This window comes from Ehrlichia chaffeensis str. Arkansas, from assembly GCF_000013145.1.
GTDB classification, from domain to species: Bacteria; Pseudomonadota; Alphaproteobacteria; order Rickettsiales; family Anaplasmataceae; genus Ehrlichia; species Ehrlichia chaffeensis.
This window is the reverse complement of record NC_007799.1, coordinates 511,295-529,861: the sequence shown is the minus strand read 5'-3', so window position 1 is coordinate 529,861 and position 18,567 is coordinate 511,295. Positions and strand designations below refer to the sequence as shown.

Below are 18,567 nucleotides of genomic sequence, written 5' to 3'. Positions count from 1 at the left end.
ATCAAAACAGTATATTTTTGAAAACGATACTTTATATCATCACAATAAACTAAAGCATAAAGTATATTACTCGGTTTTTGTATAAAATATGTTATTCCAAATAGGATTTTTTATTTTTTCTAACAACATCTTATGTTTTTTTATTTCTTCCTCACTTACTTCATAAATTCGTGGTTCTATACAAAGATTTTCACATCTTTTATCTATATTACTAGCACTTGAAACGTTATTATTATAAGAAAACTCCAAAGTCTTTGTAAACCCCCCATCAATTGTACATATACCTTTCCTAGCAACGTTGCATCTAATAATGCCCCATGAAACTTTCTATCCTGTAGAGAAATATTAAATCTTCTACATAAAGCATCTAAAGTAGATGAAACTCCAGGAAACTTTTTCCTAGCTAAAACAAGAGTATCAACAACTTGAAAGTCAGAGTTATAACTTTTATTAATCCTATCAAGTTCCATCTTAATAAATTTAATATCAAATCCAGCATTATGAATAACTAAGATGCCATTATCAATAAATTCCAAGAACTTATCGGCTATTTCTGAAAACTTAGGTTTATCTTTTAGCATATCAATAGTAATGCCATGAATTTTTGTTGCATAATAAGGTATATCACGCTCAGGGTTAATATATTCATGAAATACTTTGCCAGTAAAAACACGATCTATTAACTCTACACATCCTATTTCTATTACTCTATCTCCTCCATCTGGATCCAATCCTGTTGTTTCAGTATCCAATACTACTTCTCTAACTCCTTTATAATATGACATATATTTTTCTACCAATCTTTTTACATCTTAAAACATTTAAACACTAAAAAATATTTTTCGCGTACACAATATACTAGATAAAAAACATACAATAAAAAATATTACACTAATAAAATATACAGAAAGAATTAAATAGAAAATCTCTTAAAATTACATATCAAATAGAAACAAAACTAATTCTATTTTTAAACAAAAGGCATAGTAGTATGTATTAATCAGATAGTAATTTATACATACTACATACAAGTAAGTTATAGTAATTCTATCACAAAAATACAATTAAATCTTAGAATTCATACTTAACACCTAGTAATAGCACACTACCATCACGTGAAACTTTAAAATTCTTATTATCTATATTAAAATAATGATAATTTCCAAAAACTTTGTATTGTCCCTTATGACTACTACTTAGAGATAAATTATAATCAATACCTAAACTAAAGTCATAGAAGTGAGTATTAACTTTATTACTTCTAAAATAAGATGTACTAATTGAAGCGTTACTGTACACATATTTTGCACCAATGTTCCAATAATAAGTATACTGATTATCAGGAGAAAACATTTTTAAAGGAGCTTCAGTAGCAGAATAAATCGTATTAATATAACCTGATTTTCCCAAATATCCATAAGAACCTGCAACTATAACATCACGATAAGTAACAGATGTACCAATAGCAAAAGCTGCTAAATTTTCAGCAGATGGATACTTTGAGTATGACTTTAACTTATCAATATCAGTAGATCCATATTCTCCAACAACAGATGCTTGAAAATCAATATCATTAAAAGAATGATTATACGATAATCCAGCACTTACAATATTTTCATAACGTGCTTGCAAAAACTCTATTTTAGACGGAACTATACCTTCTATAGTGACATCTTGAACTTTTTCTTTACCTAATGCATTATATAAAATATTATCTTTATCATTAGGATTTGCTTGTATCTCAGAAGTTGTATCTGCACTTATTACAGGAGGTAGTGTTAATTTTTTAATATTATAAGAACTCACACTTTCGAATAAGTTACTATCATAACCTGTTGGAGAATAACTAATACCAAATTTTACACCCATAAAATTCGGAGATTGATAAGATATCCTGAATGGCAAATTATTAACAAAATCCTTATCTTTAATAGAAATAACATTATTATTACTCCTGTTAAACACACTTTCACTATATAATCCAGGAAATACTTGATACTGTACTTTTCCATCAAGGTTTGATAAGTTTGTGTATTGTAACCAAGCAATACTATTATCTCCAGCTCCTATACTAGAAGCATCTATTTTCATTATAGACTCAACACCTTCTTGATATCCAAATGATAAATTCCCATAACCAGATTCAACAAATAATTGTGCTCCTCTATTATATGCTTTCATCGAAGGAATAAAATTCTCACTTTTCATAGCAGGTATAGCCAATTGAAAATTACCACCATAGAAAATTCCAAGATCAGAATTATTATTTATAGATTTTATATTTAAAACACCATCTAATTTTACTCCATGATCTTGCATTTTTTCTGAATTATTAGTAAACCAAGCATAAGACAATACTTTTCCCCCAAGATCAATTCTATGATAACTCTTAATTGATGGATGCAAACTTGCTTGTTTTACATATTCATTATTTTTTATAAGGTTTACTAGTTTTTTCTGATTTTCATGATTTTTATCTATATTATCTACTGAAAAAGCATCAACATTATACAAAAGCAAGAAAGAAACAAAAGCAGTAGCAAACGAAAACTTTTTCATAAAGATTACCGAAATTAATTTAATAAATAAATATATTAACAATACTTAATCAAGTATAATATACAATGTCAAGAAATAATCTTTATATTGTTAATAAATAATATAAAAATATAATGATGTATATAATTTTTTTACTAAAAATCAAGACAAATCTAAAAAATAATTAAAATAACAATACAAGCAATATAATAAAATTGAAAGGATATCAGAAAAAAATTTAAATAAAAGATAATAAACCTAGCTTTATCAAAAGAACTAAACTATATTCTTAGATGAACACTATCAATACAGTAACGTTATTATGTAGCTATAAAAGACATAAACACATAAGGTATTAAAATATAAAAGTATAGCACTACCCAAACATACACACGCTATACTCAAAAAACACATTACAGAAATTCAAACATACAACATAACCTTTCTCAGCAAATAATCAATAGTAATAATACAAATATTTAAAACTCTAATTTAGCACCTACTAAAAATATGTTACCTGATCCATTACTTGCATTTCTGATAACATTACTTTTATCAAGTCCTGTACCTATGACAGGAGAAATACCTGGTTTTGCACTATTATCATAACCATCGTCATAACGAACATTATCTACAGCAATAGTAATTTCCGAAAATTTATAGTGGTGATAATTTCCAAATAATTTGCACTTCATTTTACTTTGCTCTTTTAATAAATGATACTCAACACCTAAACTAATATCCTGTAATATATTACTACTCCTATTACTCTTAAAATATGTAACACTAATATTAGAAGATTTATATTGATACCCAAAAGCTATATCCCAATAATAAGTGTTAGACCTTTCACACATTGTATATATAGCATTAGATTCCCCATTTCGTGCTGTCTTTTTATGCAGAATGTAGTGCTTTGCAAAACCAGAATGCCCCAAATACCCATAAGCAATAGCAAAGCTAACATTACTATAACTCAATAGAGAACCAATAGATATACCTTGTAAATTATAGTTTTCCGGATAAATATCATAATTTTGTGTATTAAAATGTAGCCTAGGATGAGCATACTCACCTACAAGAGAAGTACTAAACTTAAAGCCATTACTTAAATCATAGCTATAAGCTATACTACCACTTAATATATGTTCATATTTTGCACCAAAAAACACCTGATCTGATTTATTTTTGGAACGTTTTGTTACTATAGATTCCCTTTCCCCTTTTTTAGTGACTTGAGTATCTCCTTTTTGAATAACTGGTAAGTTACTGTCAAACTTTTCTAAATCTGGTAATGTAATTGTCAAGTTTTTTAACTCAATCTGAGATATAGGGATCTTAACTTCTTCTATACTATCTACTTCAATACCAAATTCAATAGGATCATGAGAAGACACTCCTGCTCCTGGCACACCAAGTAACTCAATTTTACCTTTACATGGTAGATATCCTTCTTCTTTGTCCTTAAACTTAATATGAAGAGCATTTTTATCCAGTTCTTGCTGCTTAGACAACTCTAATTCAGCATCTAATTTAGCTGTTCCCAACTTTTTAACTAATTCACTTAAATTGACAGTAGCAGATGGTAACTTTACTTCAAAAGTAGGAAGTTGATTAACCACTTTGTTTGCCTTAACAGAATATATATCAAGTGTTCTACCAAAATGCTGAAATTTATAACCTAAAGGAGAATAACTAAAACCAAACCTCAATCCCATAAAATTAGGAGATTGATAGGATATCCTAAAAGGTAAATTATTAATAAAATCCTTACTACCATCCACAGTAGATGTCATATTATCATTATTCCGAAATACGTTTTCACTATATAATCCAGCAGAAAAAAGAAATGGATACATTGTATACCCTAAAGCATTCTTTTTTTCAGATAATACACCTCTCAGATGCTGTGTCCAACTGCTACTTTCATCTCCAGCCACTATATTAGAAGAATCTATCTTCATCATAGATTCTACTCCTTCTTGATACCCCATTGAAAAATCACCATATGGAGTAGAAGCAAATATTCTAGATCCTCTATTTAAAGCAGCTTTTTTTTCAAAATTTTTCCCTTGAACATGAGGTATAGCTATCTGAAAATCTGCACCATATTTAACACCAGAATCATTTGATTTTATTTCAGCCCCTAAACGTAATATAGCATCACAATTCATACCCCAATCATCTGCACTACCAGATATATCATAGAAACTTTTCTTTTCATCTGATGAAGCCCACATATAAGATATAGCTTGCCCACTTACTAAAGCACGACCTACTTTTGATGAACGATCATACTCGCCATTTCCTGAATCCTTTGTCTTAAAAAGATTTTTTCCATTAATACCATTAGATTGTTTGTTATTTCCATCATTAGGATTAAAAATACCAACATCACCTAACATATCTGCTGAAAATAAAATATTTCCATATAACACAAAAAAAGAAGCTAAAGCAGATGCTACTAAAGTAAATTTCATAACATAACCATCTAGTATTAAGTAAGTTAGATATTAATCACCAAATAATAGTAAGTAAAGTACTTTATACAATTTTTACTAGAATATTAGTTAATACTGGAGGCATTATCATAAATAATGACAAATAATGTTAAAAAAAATAATTATATCCATTAAAAACAAAATTATAAAATATTGGACACACTTAGCATATGAAGTAAAAGAAGTAGTAAAGAACAGAATCTCTACTACATGGCAATACCATAATACGTAAAAAACAACAATAAATTAATAGGTAAAAAAACAGAATATAAAATCACTACACTATTATTAGAAATATCAAAATATACTATGAGCCCTGAGATTTACATTATGTATGATCTAAAGAAACTGCAAATACTTTCAATAACATACTAGACATTTCAAAATATATAACTAATCAAAACAATATATTATATCTCTTAGTACTGCTTATTACATATAACTACACTGTGATTACTAATAAAAGTATTAAACAAAAACTATAGTTTTACATGATAACAACATCTTTCTAAAATAATGAAAATTTAAAAACTTAACTTTGCACCCACTAACAATATACTGCCCTTACCATTCACATGAATCCTATAAGTGTCACTAAATTGGCGAAAAGTATAATAATTGTAATTAGCAAACAAACTACTCTTAAAACCGCTATATTTTAAAATATCATATTCAATGCCTACATTTACATCACTTAATTCATTACCAACCCTATTACTCATAAAGTAAATAACACTTAGACTTAAAGGTGCATACTTATAAGCAATACCTATATCCCAATAGTAATCCATGTCTTTCAAATACAGCCAGTGAATAACACTCCTATATACATACTCATAAGGAACTCCATGTATAACACACTTATCATAAGGAATTCCAGCACTATTCAATTTTCCATAAGACCCTGCTAATTCTATTTTATCGTAACCAACATTCCAACCAATGGATACTGCCTTTAATGTATTATGCCTATAATATCTATTATAGTGCGCTTTATAATCATGCTCTTCATCACCATATTCACCTATCACGGAAGCACTAAATTTTAAATTTTTAATATTATAAGTATAAGAAATACCTCCACTAACAATATGTCTATACCTTGGCCCAACCAAAATTAAAGTATCACTGTTTCGATCTTTTTGTAATTCAAACAATCTCTGATCATACCCAAAAGGAGAGTAACTTACTCCAAACCTTAATCCCATAAAATTCTGTGATTGATAAGATAACCTAAATGGCAAATTATTAATAAAACTCCTAGAAATAATACCAGTTCCTAAATAATAGTCTATGTCATCAAAAACAATATTGTCACTATTACGAAATAAACTTTCACTATATAACCCAGAGTTAAAATTGAAATAATATACTGAATAACCACTTTGACCATCTTTTTTTTCATGCAGAATATTCCTTAAATGCTTTGTCCATATATTAGAATCATCACCAGCAACTATACTAAAAGCATTTAATTTCATCATGGACTCTACACCTTCCTGATATCCAACTGAAAAGTTACCATAAGGAGTTTTAGCAAATATTTTTGATCCTCTATTAAATGCAGCATTATTACCAAAACTTTTTCCTGCGACATGTGGGATATTTATTTGAGAATATGCTCCATATACAATTCCATGTTTATCCGGATTTGAATCAATTTCAATACTAAACATACCATCATGCTTAGCACCAACATTATTAATATTCCCTCCCGTATCTATATCAAAACGCTTACTAACCCTACTAAATTTATTCGAATTCCTAGTATCATCACTTGAATACCAAGTATAAGATATCATATCACCAGCAAATTTAATACGTCCACCTTTTACCAACGCCTTATTATTAATTCCTGAAAATGAATTCTTAGTATTATTTATAAATTTATTATTACTTCCAAAAATACCATCTAATATTTCATCAGAAAAAGCATTATAGGAAGACATCATTAACAGAGAAGTAAAAGCAGAAATCACAAAAAGATTTTTCATAAACACACCCAATTAGTTACACACTACACTAATTACACTATTGCTAAAACAGCAATAATATTATGATATATGATATATATACTTACTAAAAAGTATTATCAATGATAAAATTGCTCTAATTATCCTAAAAAATACAATTTATTATGTTTTAACATAATATAGTATACTGTATAACATATTTTAAATATTAAGAAATTAATAAAATATACCTTATAATACTAGGAATTTATTCTAGTATGCACCCTAATTTGCTAGATAAAAAAATCATACATTAACAAGCTGAAAATAAGGTCTTTTATTACATTGAAATTAAGCACTTAATTTAAGTAACAAGATTTATCATCTACATAATTAACATGTAACTGTCTAAATCAATCATTATAAGATCAGAACATTAGCAAAAAAAACACTTCATTAGAAAAATGTTATAAAAGTACATTTATTTCTTATAAAGATCTTTCCATAATCTTTTATTTGCGAGTATTACAAAAATTGTCAACACTAATAAGAAACTAATAACCTTGATTCCTAATTTTTTACGGGTTTCCATCTCAGGCTCAGCTGCCCACTGTAAAAAATTAACTACATCATAAGCCATATTCTCCACTTTAGAATCTGTACCATCTGTGTATTGTACCAAACCATCAGACAGTGGAGGAGCCATAGACATTTTTCCAGTAGTAAAATAAGGATTAGTATATAATCCACTTTCATCAGGATCATGACTTTCATAGCCAGTTAATAAAGAATATAAATAATTAGCACCATTATGTCTCGCTTTAATTATCAAAGACAAATCAGGTGGAAATGCACCTTTATTAGCAGCCATAGCAGCTTCTTTATTAGGAAAAGGAGGAATAAAGTAATCTGATTTAATTCCTGGACGTTCAAACATTTCACCAATATCATTTGGTCCATCTAAAACCTGATATGATGCTGCAATAGCTTTTACTTCTTCTTCAGAAAATCCTACATCACGTAAATTACGAAATGCTATTCTTTTCATAGAATGACAAGATGAACATACTTCTCTATACACCTGATAACCACGCTGTATAGACTGTTTATCAAATGAACCTAATATACCATCGAATTTCCAATTAATTTTCTTAGGAGATAGATGTTTAAATTCTTCTGCAGCACATACAAATGACACACAAACAAAATAAACTATAAGAAGAAACCGCATTAATATCATTATTTCATCTCCGGCACTGCATCACTTATCGTTTTTGGAAGCACAACTGGCTTTTCATACTTAGACAATATAGGCAACACAATAAAAAAATATGAGAAATAATATAATGTAGATAATCTACTAAGTGTTACAAATGGTTCTCTTACTTCTTGTCCACCAAGCCAAGCTAAAAAACAAAAATTCACTACAAAGAACAGATAAAAGATTCTAAAAATCGGACGATGACTACCACTCTTGACCTTACATTTATCTAATACAGGTAACAAAAACCACACTGCTATAGAGCCAATCATAGTAACTACCCCTAATAATTTATTAGGAATAGAACGCAACATAGCATAAAAAGGCAAAAAGTACCATTCAGGAACTATATGAGCAGGTGTCACCATAGGATCAGCTTCAATATAATTATCTGGATGCCCTAAGTAATTTGGAATATAAAATACAAACAAAAATAAAAGAATAAAAAATATACCAAATGTTATACAATCTTTAACAATAAAGTAAGGATAAATTGGAATAGTGTCTTTACTAGATTTTACTTCTATTCCACTCGGATTACCTGATCCAAACCTGTGCAATGCTATAACATGTAATGAAGCAAGCATCACAATAATAAAAGGTAACAAATAATGTAACGCAAAAAATCTATTCAACGTAGGATTATCAACAGAAAAACCACCCCATAGCCATTGTACTACATCCTGACCAATTAAAGGTATAACAGAAAACAAGTTAGTAATTACAGTTGCACCCCAAAAACTCATTTGCCCCCATGGTAATACATATCCCATAAATGCTGTAGCCATCATTGCAAAAAAGATAAAAATACCAACAAACCAAACTAATTCTCTAGGACTTTTATAAGAACCATAATATAAACCACGTAATATATGTATATACACAACTATAAAAAAGAATGAAGCACCTACAGCATGAGTATATCTTATTAACCAACCATAATTAACATCACGCATTATCCTCTCTACACTACTAAATGCATGTGCAACATGTGGTGTGTAATGCATTGCTAAAAATATCCCTGTGATAATCTGTAGCATTAGTGCAATACCAGCAAGAGAACCAAAATTCCAAGCATAATTCAGGTTCTTAGGTACCTGATATGAAGCTAACTCTTTTAAAAAAGCACCAATCGGCATTCTATATTCTATCCAAGCCCTAATGCCACGCCCTTCCGTTTTTTTTATATTGTCATGTTCAGACATTAACTAATACCTCTTACCTTATATTTATGCAACATCAGTTCCCTTCACTCCTATAACAATAACGTCTTTTTGAGAAAAATAGTAATCAGGAACAGGAAGATTAAGTGGTGCAGGCCCACTAATAATTCTTCCAGACGTATCATATTTAGAACCATGACAAGGACAATACCAACCTTTCTTTCCATCATCTACTTCAACTGGAACACATCCTAAATGTGTACAAATACCTACCATTATTAACCATTCTTCCCTTCCTTGATGAGTACGCTCTTGATCAGACTGTGGATCCCGCAAACTATCTATTTTTACAGCTCTGGCTTCTTCTATCTCTTGTGTAGTACGTTTACGTATAAAGACAGGCTTACCTTGCCACTTTATAACTTTAGTTTTCCCTTCTTTAATATCTGATAAATTTACTTCAACAGTAGACTGTGCTATAACTTCTGCAGATGGACTTAAAAATTTTATCAAGGGATATACTGATGAAAACAACCCAATACCTGCCATAGATAAAGTAGTCAAGCCTAAAAAATCTCGTCTTTTAACTTTTGTCTTAAATACAGAGTATTTATCCTCATCATTATTCATAATTACCCTTCAACATTACAACATAGATAATACTAAAATGCATAACACTAGGCTACATTATAAAAGCAATATCAGGTTATACAAGTACATTTTATTAATTTACTACCCATTTTATACAGTAACATTATACTACTTTTTAACTTTGATACTATCAAACAAAACTATGTAAGGTACTTTATATAGCTATTTCAATTCATACACTGCTTACATAAACAGATTTATATAATATTATGATAAAAAGTAAAGTATCAATATAAACAAACCCTATAGACTCTTAATTCTTACATATATAATTTCTCTCATTATTTAACGTATACTATATAATTTACGTAAGTTACATGTTCAGAGTGAAATAGTAAACTAAAATGTTAATTATGCAAACATTTATATATCTTCAATCAAAAATTTTATAAAATTAAACTATGCAGTATAAAAAAATTATATGAGATCACCTATTATAAAATACATTTTTTCACTTTACAATTAAATTGAGTAATGTGTATTAAACTCTATCTAAAATATCAAATATTTTATTTTTATACTTTTCTAATGTACGAATATTGTTTTCATTTACTAATTCTTTCTCAGTAAGTATGTTATATTTTGAGACTTCTTGTAATAAAACAGTATACATTCTCTTTTTCACATTTAATTCAGTATTTAAAGTATCAATAATACTCTTACTATTCTGACTGATAGATTTATAGTTCTTTTCACTATAAAGAGCTAACCGATCTATTATAAATGTAAACAGAAATAATGATATTAACACATAATACATAAATAATCCAACCAAATCAAATTTCTGACTAAGAACACTATAAAAAGACTCACACAAAAATACTACTAATGCTATACTAAAGGTAACAAATTTTGCTGTTTTGCATAAAAAACCAATATCATAAAATTTCTTATTAGCTGGCAATAAGTACTCTTGTTTTATATCAACGCAAATTTTAGTATCAGAACATAAATTATCAAAAAACCATTCTATTTCCCTTTTCATAATATTAAGTTGTATTTCTAAATTAGCTATATCAATTTTCAAAAAATAAATTTTCTTATTTTGCTCTCTAAATTTGGAATAACATTCACTTTCTTTTCTCAACACTAAATTAGCAATACAAAACATTATTAAACTACTAGCCAATAGCATCACATACATTTTAATATTAACAAATGTTAATGAATGTTCATTCCTACCATATATTTGAAAAAAAACAGTAATTCCAATACTAAACAATAAAATCACAGCTATAGAAACATTATTACTCCTTTTACTACAACGTCGCATTAACATATTAATGCTAAATATCAATAATAGAGAACCTATAACAAAACCAGTAGTACGGATAATTAAATTTTTAAAAGATGACATAGTATTACTTACATTATTTATAATATTATACTAATTCTAGCATAATTTTTAAAAAAAACTACCCTAGTACTAAAATTAAATATAAATATTAATCTATTAATCTATTAATACAGTACATCACTAATAAAAATAGGAATGACACCATAATAATCAAAGGACCAGGAAAAATATCGAATTTTTCAGATAATAGAAGTCCTGTTATACCAGAAAATATAGAAATGATTGTAGAAATTACTATCATTTGTAGTGGTGTTTTTGACATCAACCTTGCTGCTGCTGCAGGAATAACTAAAAAAGCAGTAATTAATAATATCCCTACCAATTGAGCTGCAAAAGCAATAAATACAGATAATATCACTAGAAATTCTAATTTTATAAAACCTACATTCACACCTTCAGATGCAGACAAATCATTACTTACAGATATAATTAACCAATATTTCCATCTATATATTACAAGAGTAATAATTACCAATGCTACTAAAGCCATTATTATAAGATCTCTATTAGTTAACATTAGTACATCCCCAAATAACGAATGTATAATATTATTACTTGCAGATGGGAAGAAAGATAACAATATCATTCCTGAAGACATAATAACGTTAGTAACAATATTTAAAACCGTATCTATAGAATAGATTTTATTAATGCTATAAGACAACAACAACGCAAAAATAATAGAAATACATAAAATTCCACTAGATATACTAATATCCAACAATACAGCTAAAGCTACACCCAAGATAGATGCATGAGAAATACTATCCCCCAAATATGAAAGATTCTTCCATATCATAAATGACCCTAGTGATCCTGTCACTAAGCTCACAATTAATATAGCAATTATTCCATTAACAAAAAAATATTCATTAATAATTTCAAAAAACATAAGAACTTATAATGATATTAACGCTGCACAAACATTTCTATCTTCATATAATAGAACATTATATGTCCGGCAAACTGCTCCTGTAGACATATATTCAATATTAAAACCACGTTTTAAAAAATTGTTTTTCACTTCATTAGGCAAAAATATATGATTTTTACCAGTGCCAATTAATACTATATCTAAAGTTTCATCCAATAATTCAATTATATTTTCTAAGTTAAAAATATTAAGATCTAAACAAGAAATAATTTTATTTGGAAAAACTATGTGAGACCCCAAATAGACATTATCATTTATAAAAAACTCACCTGTACCATAGCCAGTAATTACATTTTTATTAGCACAAATAATAGGCGTAATATCCATAATCTCTCATTTAACAATATTCTTTATCTTATAAATTAATGCTTTACAAAAAACACATAAATATCTTATCAATTTTAATATATATTCTGCAATATATAAAAGTACGTGTATAATTCATGCTACAGAATACAGATTGTCAACTATATAATGAAATACATACACAATGTTAATTCTTAATACAAAGCAAAATACAGTTAACCTAATAAAAAGCATTATACATAGTAACTGTATAAAAATTATTATACAGCTACTATAATAAAATACACTAACTACATAAAAATTGTATACAAGCCATAAACAACTAAGATAGTATACCTACCATGTCCTACAAATTTAAACTATAAAAATACTAACCTTTATAGCATTATTTACTAATGACAAATAGCTTATACCCTACAAGATTAATACTTGCACCCAATTCTGATTCTTTTTTCTTTATTAATTCAGAAATTGTTAATTGATTATCCATCACAAAGATCTGCTCTAATAAAACAACATCTTGGTAAAATTTAGCTATTCTACCATCTATTATTCTTTCTGCTACTGACACTGGTTTATTTAATTGGTCGACCTGCTTCTTTATAATTTCACGTTCCTTATCCAAAATATCTTTATCTAAAAGATCCACAGATAATGCTTCTGGTCTTGCAGCAACAATATGCATAGCTATTTGTCTTGCAAGTACATTTAATTTGTCATTATCAGCAGTAGACTCTAAAGCAACTATTGCTCCTATTTTACCAAGATTATTAACCACAGGACTATGTATATACCCACCTACAACACCAGCATTAACAGATAAGTACCCTATTTTATTAAGATGAATATTTTCTCCTATTACTGCAATATTAGTCATAATTTCATCATGAATACTAGTTCCACTAACATATTCATGTTTTAAAAAATCTTCTATATCTTCAACAGCATACTGATTAGCTAAAGAAACAAGATTTAACACCAATTTTTGAAATTTTTCATTACGAGCAACAAAATCAGTTTCCGAATTCACTTCTAAAATTGCGCCTTGGTTTCCATTAACATGAACTGCTACTAAACCATCTGATACATCCTTAGTAGATTTTTTGTAAGCTTTTGCAATACCTTGCTCCCTAAGATAATTTTTTGCTTTTTCTATGTCACCACCACAAGAATTTAATGCTTCCTTACAATCACCAACACCAGCACCTGTCAAATTACGCAATTCTTTTACTGCATTAATATCAACTTTCATTATTACTTCCTCCTACCAGATTTTCTTCCTTAAGATTTTCAGCATTATCAATAGTACTATTATTTTTATTGTTTTTATGATCTCGATTATTTGCTCTCAAAAGATCTTCTCTTTTTTCTACTGAAAAATCCTTAATACCATCAACATTAATTCCAGATTTAGCTAAATCAGAACGTATTGCCTCTAATATAGTATCTGATACAATTTTACAGAAGAAATCAATTGAACGTACTGCATCATCATTTCCAGGAATTGGATAATCTATACCAGCAGGATCAGAATTAGTATCCAATACGGCTATAACAGGAATATTTAACTTATTAGCTTCCTTAATTGCAATATGCTCCTTATTTGTATCAATTACAAACAAAGCATGCGGTAATCCACCCATATTACAAATACCACCTATAGACCTATCAAGCTTTGCTCTTTTTTTCTCAAAAAGTAATAATTCCTTCTTTGTAAATTGATTATCAACATTTTCTATTAATTTTTCATATTCCTTTAATTTTTTTATTGATAAAGAGATAGTTTCCCAATTCGTTAACATACCTCCCAACCATCTATTATTTATATAATATTGTCCACAACGTACTGCTTCATCAGCAATAATAGCAGAAGCCTGAACTTTAGTACCTATAAATAATACTCTACCTCTCTTAAGAACTATATCATACAGAGCTTTCAATGCATTCTTAAGTAAAACTACAGTATTTTGCAAATTAATAATATGAATATCGTTATGCACTCCATATATATATGGAGCCATTTTAGGATTCCATCTACTTGCTTTATGACCAAAGTGAACACCAGATTCTACTAAATCTCGCATTGTAAATTTTGGCAAATTAACCATTTCATTCTCCTAATTTCATAATAGTTACCCCTCCATGATAACAACCTGCTAAATACAACAGGACCATTATGTTATATCATGTGTGAAATACAATTTTAATGAACAACTCAACAGACAGTATATAATCAATATATTTTAAAATACCTATCAACAAATTATTCTTTAAATGCTTACCATGTTAGCAATTGCTACTATTCTTAGCAAGAAATTTATTATCATCAATTACAGCACTATAATTAGCGTACAATACAAAATAGTCACACCATTAATAGCAACTTATAACTACAGTTTGGATCTACTACATCAATAACTATAACTAAGAATCTATATACTAAAATATTGACTCAAAATAGAATAAGTTTCATACAATGGTAACCCTATAACAGAAGAGTACGATCCATTAATTGATAATACAAACTTACCAGCACTTGTCTGTATACTGCATGCTCCTGATTTTCCTTTCCATTGTCCAGACATTATATAAGAATTGATCTCCTGCATGGATAAATGTTTAAACTTGACTATTGTCATCACATTTCTACAATGCAATTTATTATAAGGAGTATATAAGCAAACAGTTGTATACACTCTATGTCTACGCCCTGATATTAATCGTATACATTCAAGAGCTTGTTCTTCTGTTTCTGCCTTGGGCAATACTCGCCTACCACAACATACAACAGTATCTGCACTTAATATAAATTTATCAGGATATAATACCCTTACCTTTGTTCCTTTTTCTTTAGCTATACGTATTGAATAAACTTTCGGTAATTCCTTCTTTAAAACCACTTCATCTATATCAGGAGATACTACTTGTCCAGGAATTACACCAATCTGTTCTAATAAAGACAACCTTTGCTCTGAAGAAGAAGCTAATATTAAATTATCAAACTTAAGCATCTGTAACTTTCAATCGTCTAATAATTCTACCTTTTCCGACTTCACCTTTATTAATACCATAAGTACTAATTTCTACTAACACCCTGTCATGCATTAGTATACGTATTTTACTTTTTCTTATTTTTCCTGAAGCATGTGCTATAATTTCATAATTATCATTAAGCCTCACCATAAAAGTTGCATCACGCAATAGCTTAATTACAATACCTTCAGCTTCAATTATACCTTCTTTTGTTACCACTATATTTTATAAACAATGAACTTCCTACATTGTAGAATACACAATACCAACCTGCAACATAATTTTTATAATACTGAAAAAGTTATACTAACTTATAAAGTCGCTTGAATTTACTAATTCCGCAGAATTATGACAGATTAAACCTAATTTCCTATTACCTTATACCAATATACGCATTATCTTTCACATACTCATGACCTAAAGTAATTAACTGAATAGTATCAGGAGAGTTAGCTACCCAAACATCACCATTGTCTTCACTATCAATAACCTCAACAGGTATAAACTTTACTCTTTTATCAACAATCACTTTAATTCCCAAATCCCCATCATCTTGTAAATCTAAAGCAGAAGGTGAAATTCTATGAGCTCTATAACTCCCTATAGGAACTTTTACAGAATAAACAGCGCCTTGGGTAAAAATTTTTAAATCATTATTATCAAGTACCATTTCTATCCGATAAGTCCTTGTACTACGATTTATTATTTTGCTAATAAAAACAATAGGAGCATCTACCTCCTCATTTTTTGCAATTAAAACCTTACAAACATCACCTAACTTTAGCTTGCTTAAATATTTCTCTGGAACATAAGTAACAACTCTTATTTTATCAAAGTTAACTAATTGTAGTACTGATAATCCTGAACTAGCAGATACTAACTCACCAACTTGTACATTCACCTTATCTACAAATCCAGAAAAAGGAGCCTTTATCTCCGTACTCTCTAAACTAATCTGTGCTTTTTTCACATCTGCCCTAGCTGATTCCAAAGCAGCAAAAGATAATGCATCATTTATCTCAGACCTATATCCATGCTCATTTAAAGACTGTGAAGCTTTATATTCAAGTTCTCTTTGCTTTAATAGAGCTTTAGTTTGTTTTAATTGTTCTTCTTTTTCATATTTTTCTATTTTGACTAAAATATTTCCTTCTGTTACATATTCACCATCTTTTACTAATACATCTGATACTTTACCAGCAACTTCTGGTACAATATTAACATAACGAAAAGCTTCTACTTCACCTGTTAAAGATAAATATACTACCCTATCTTGAGCATTAGACTCCACTACCTTAATGTTAGGAGAATTATCATGAATAACAACACCTTCTTCTTTTTGCTGATTATACTTTTTCAATACTCCACTACTAATCCACACAATAGCTAATAATAGAATTACAAATGCTATTTTATATTGTAACTTTACTCTTAATAGCTTATGCAACACAATACTTAAACCTCATAAATCACTTTAAAAATGCTGCTTCACATGCATCTTTAAATGCTTCATTAACATCTGGATGTGAATGACAAATGCGGAATATATCTTCTGATGATGCCCTATAAGCCATAGCAACCGCAGCTTCATTAATCATAGTATCAGCATATGCACCAATAATGTGAACACCTAAAATAGCATCATTTTCTTTAGAAGCCAATACTTTTACAAACCCTGATACATTATCTGTAACCTTTGACCTACCATTTGCAGAAAAATTAGACTTACCAACATTATAACTATAATTAACCTTCTTTAAACTTTCTTCTGTTTTACCAATCGATGCAACAGCAGGATGAGTATATATTACGGATGGAATAATTTCATAATCCACATGTGGAACATGCCCAGAAATTAATTCTGCAACAGCAATACCTTCTTCTTCTGCTTTATGGGCAAGCATTGCTCCACCAATAACATCACCAATAGCAAATACACCAGGTATATTTGTCTCATACTTATTATTCACTTTAATAAATCCTCTAGCATCACATTCTATGGAATTATTATCAATCAACCCATTCGTATATGGAACACGCCCAATAGATACAAGAACCTTATCTGCCTCTATTATTTCAGACTTACCATCTTTCACAGACTCAAGATGCACAGCTAAATTACTTCCTTTTTTGTCAATTGAACTAACTTTTGTTGATAATTTAAAATTAATTCCTTGCTTTTTTAAACTTGTAAGCAAAGCTTTACCAATATCACCATCCATACTAGGAGCAATTTTATCTGAAAATTCAACAACAGTAACTTCAGATCCAAATCTACTCCATACAGATGACATTTCTAAGCCTATAGCCCCAGCCCCTATGACTATTAATCTTTTTGGTGGCTCCTTAAAAGACAAAGCTGCAGTAGAAGATACTACTCTTTCTTCATCAATATCAGGAAAATTTGCAACATCAGATCCAGTAGCAATAACTACATACCTACTTATTATCTCCTGCTTACCATTATTTCCAGATATAACAATAATAAAATTATTAGGCCCTACAGACTGTATCTTACCAACACCACATAAATAATCTATTTTATGGCTAGAAAACAAATAACTAATACCATTTCCTAACTCAGCAATGTTTTTATCCTTAAAAGACATAATTTTTTCTAAGTCAAAATTTAAGTTATCAAATGTTATACCAACTTCAGATAAATTATTCTTCAAATGATAATACTCATGAGAGAAATGCAATAAAGCCTTAGAAGGAATACATCCTACTCTTAAGCATGTACCTCCTAAAATTTCATTTTTATCTATACATGCAACTTTTAATCCAAGTTGAGCTCCTCTAATTGCACACTTATAACCCCCAGGACCACCACCAATAACTACCATATCATAATTTTGCATATTTATACCT

General features: G+C 28.9%; 15 protein-coding genes and 1 pseudogene. All 16 read right to left on the bottom strand.

What is annotated here, in order from left to right:
• Positions 1–66 precede the first annotated feature (66 nt).
• The 16 genes and pseudogenes from dnaQ to lpdA all read right to left on the bottom strand — a co-directional run bounded on the left by dnaQ (position 67) and on the right by lpdA (position 18,557).
• Positions 67–785, bottom strand: a pseudogene (gene dnaQ, locus ECH_RS02195) (DNA polymerase III subunit epsilon).
• Between the two features lie 286 nt (positions 786–1,071).
• On the bottom strand, positions 1,072–2,559 hold the full coding sequence (locus ECH_RS02190) for a hypothetical protein (protein ID WP_011452657.1): 1,488 nt from the start codon (positions 2,557–2,559) through the stop codon (positions 1,072–1,074).
• 458 nt (positions 2,560–3,017) lie between these two features.
• Positions 3,018–5,018, bottom strand: a complete 2,001-nt coding sequence (locus ECH_RS02185; RefSeq protein ID WP_011452656.1) for an ECH_0525 family surface protein Esp73 — start codon at positions 5,016–5,018, stop codon at positions 3,018–3,020.
• Between the two features lie 545 nt (positions 5,019–5,563).
• Positions 5,564–7,033: a porin gene (locus ECH_RS02180; protein WP_006011585.1), complete on the bottom strand. Its 1,470-nt coding sequence runs from the start codon at positions 7,031–7,033 to the stop codon at positions 5,564–5,566.
• A 439-nt stretch (positions 7,034–7,472) separates the two neighbouring features.
• On the bottom strand, positions 7,473–8,231 hold the full coding sequence (locus ECH_RS02175) for a cytochrome c1 (RefSeq protein WP_011452654.1): 759 nt from the start codon (positions 8,229–8,231) through the stop codon (positions 7,473–7,475).
• A complete protein-coding gene (locus ECH_RS02170) occupies positions 8,231–9,457 on the bottom strand; it encodes a cytochrome b/b6 (RefSeq protein ID WP_011452653.1) in 1,227 nt (408 codons plus the stop codon). Before ECH_RS02170 ends, ECH_RS02175 begins: the two co-directional genes overlap by 1 nt.
• A gap of 24 nt (positions 9,458–9,481) precedes the next feature.
• Positions 9,482–10,045 carry a ubiquinol-cytochrome c reductase iron-sulfur subunit gene (petA, locus tag ECH_RS02165; RefSeq protein WP_006010906.1) on the bottom strand — a complete coding sequence of 188 codons (564 nt, stop codon included), beginning with the start codon at positions 10,043–10,045 and terminating at the stop codon, positions 9,482–9,484.
• Positions 10,046–10,547: 502 nt separating this feature from the next.
• Positions 10,548–11,423 carry a hypothetical protein gene (locus tag ECH_RS02160; protein WP_011452651.1) on the bottom strand — a complete coding sequence of 292 codons (876 nt, stop codon included), beginning with the start codon at positions 11,421–11,423 and terminating at the stop codon, positions 10,548–10,550.
• Between the two features lie 88 nt (positions 11,424–11,511).
• Positions 11,512–12,315 (bottom strand): metal ABC transporter permease, encoded by an 804-nt coding sequence (locus ECH_RS02155; protein WP_011452650.1) that lies wholly within the window; start codon positions 12,313–12,315, stop codon positions 11,512–11,514.
• A 6-nt stretch (positions 12,316–12,321) separates the two neighbouring features.
• Positions 12,322–12,684: an Mth938-like domain-containing protein gene (locus ECH_RS02150; protein WP_006010911.1), complete on the bottom strand. Its 363-nt coding sequence runs from the start codon at positions 12,682–12,684 to the stop codon at positions 12,322–12,324.
• A gap of 364 nt (positions 12,685–13,048) precedes the next feature.
• Positions 13,049–13,915, bottom strand: coding sequence for a translation elongation factor Ts (gene tsf, locus ECH_RS02145; RefSeq protein ID WP_011452649.1), 867 nt, complete (start codon positions 13,913–13,915; stop codon positions 13,049–13,051).
• Positions 13,905–14,771 carry a 30S ribosomal protein S2 gene (gene rpsB / locus ECH_RS02140; protein WP_006010913.1) on the bottom strand — a complete coding sequence of 289 codons (867 nt, stop codon included), beginning with the start codon at positions 14,769–14,771 and terminating at the stop codon, positions 13,905–13,907. The genes tsf and rpsB overlap by 11 nt, the downstream gene beginning before the upstream one ends.
• A 324-nt stretch (positions 14,772–15,095) precedes the next feature.
• Positions 15,096–15,674 (bottom strand): Maf family nucleotide pyrophosphatase, encoded by a 579-nt coding sequence (locus tag ECH_RS02135; RefSeq protein ID WP_006010914.1) that lies wholly within the window; start codon positions 15,672–15,674, stop codon positions 15,096–15,098.
• On the bottom strand, positions 15,667–15,915 hold the full coding sequence (infA, locus tag ECH_RS02130; RefSeq protein WP_006010915.1) for a translation initiation factor IF-1: 249 nt from the start codon (positions 15,913–15,915) through the stop codon (positions 15,667–15,669). Before infA ends, ECH_RS02135 begins: the two co-directional genes overlap by 8 nt.
• Positions 15,916–16,069: 154 nt before the next feature.
• A complete protein-coding gene (locus ECH_RS02125) occupies positions 16,070–17,146 on the bottom strand; it encodes an efflux RND transporter periplasmic adaptor subunit (protein ID WP_011452647.1) in 1,077 nt (358 codons plus the stop codon).
• A 19-nt stretch (positions 17,147–17,165) separates the two neighbouring features.
• The gene (gene lpdA / locus ECH_RS02120) at positions 17,166–18,557 is read right to left on the bottom strand and encodes a dihydrolipoyl dehydrogenase (protein ID WP_011452646.1); all 1,392 of its coding nucleotides are present in this window, start codon (positions 18,555–18,557) and stop codon (positions 17,166–17,168) included.
• Between the last annotated feature and the right edge of the window lie 10 nt (positions 18,558–18,567).

What these genes read in the sequence shown, in the direction of transcription:
- ECH_RS02190 (WP_011452657.1), bottom strand. Translation starts at nt 2,559, where the DNA reads ATGAAAAAGTTTTCGTTTGCTACTGCTTTTGTTTCTTTCTTGCTTTTG.
- ECH_RS02185 (WP_011452656.1), bottom strand. Translation starts at nt 5,018, where the DNA reads ATGAAATTTACTTTAGTAGCATCTGCTTTAGCTTCTTTTTTTGTGTTA.
- ECH_RS02180 (WP_006011585.1), bottom strand. Translation starts at nt 7,033, where the DNA reads ATGAAAAATCTTTTTGTGATTTCTGCTTTTACTTCTCTGTTAATGATG.
- ECH_RS02175 (WP_011452654.1), bottom strand. Translation starts at nt 8,231, where the DNA reads ATGATATTAATGCGGTTTCTTCTTATAGTTTATTTTGTTTGTGTGTCA.
- ECH_RS02170 (WP_011452653.1), bottom strand. Translation starts at nt 9,457, where the DNA reads ATGTCTGAACATGACAATATAAAAAAAACGGAAGGGCGTGGCATTAGG.
- petA (WP_006010906.1), bottom strand. Translation starts at nt 10,045, where the DNA reads ATGAATAATGATGAGGATAAATACTCTGTATTTAAGACAAAAGTTAAA.
- ECH_RS02160 (WP_011452651.1), bottom strand. Translation starts at nt 11,423, where the DNA reads ATGTCATCTTTTAAAAATTTAATTATCCGTACTACTGGTTTTGTTATA.
- ECH_RS02155 (WP_011452650.1), bottom strand. Translation starts at nt 12,315, where the DNA reads ATGTTTTTTGAAATTATTAATGAATATTTTTTTGTTAATGGAATAATT.
- ECH_RS02150 (WP_006010911.1), bottom strand. Translation starts at nt 12,684, where the DNA reads ATGGATATTACGCCTATTATTTGTGCTAATAAAAATGTAATTACTGGC.
- tsf (WP_011452649.1), bottom strand. Translation starts at nt 13,915, where the DNA reads ATGAAAGTTGATATTAATGCAGTAAAAGAATTGCGTAATTTGACAGGT.
- rpsB (WP_006010913.1), bottom strand. Translation starts at nt 14,771, where the DNA reads ATGGTTAATTTGCCAAAATTTACAATGCGAGATTTAGTAGAATCTGGT.
- ECH_RS02135 (WP_006010914.1), bottom strand. Translation starts at nt 15,674, where the DNA reads ATGCTTAAGTTTGATAATTTAATATTAGCTTCTTCTTCAGAGCAAAGG.
- lpdA (WP_011452646.1), bottom strand. Translation starts at nt 18,557, where the DNA reads ATGCAAAATTATGATATGGTAGTTATTGGTGGTGGTCCTGGGGGTTAT.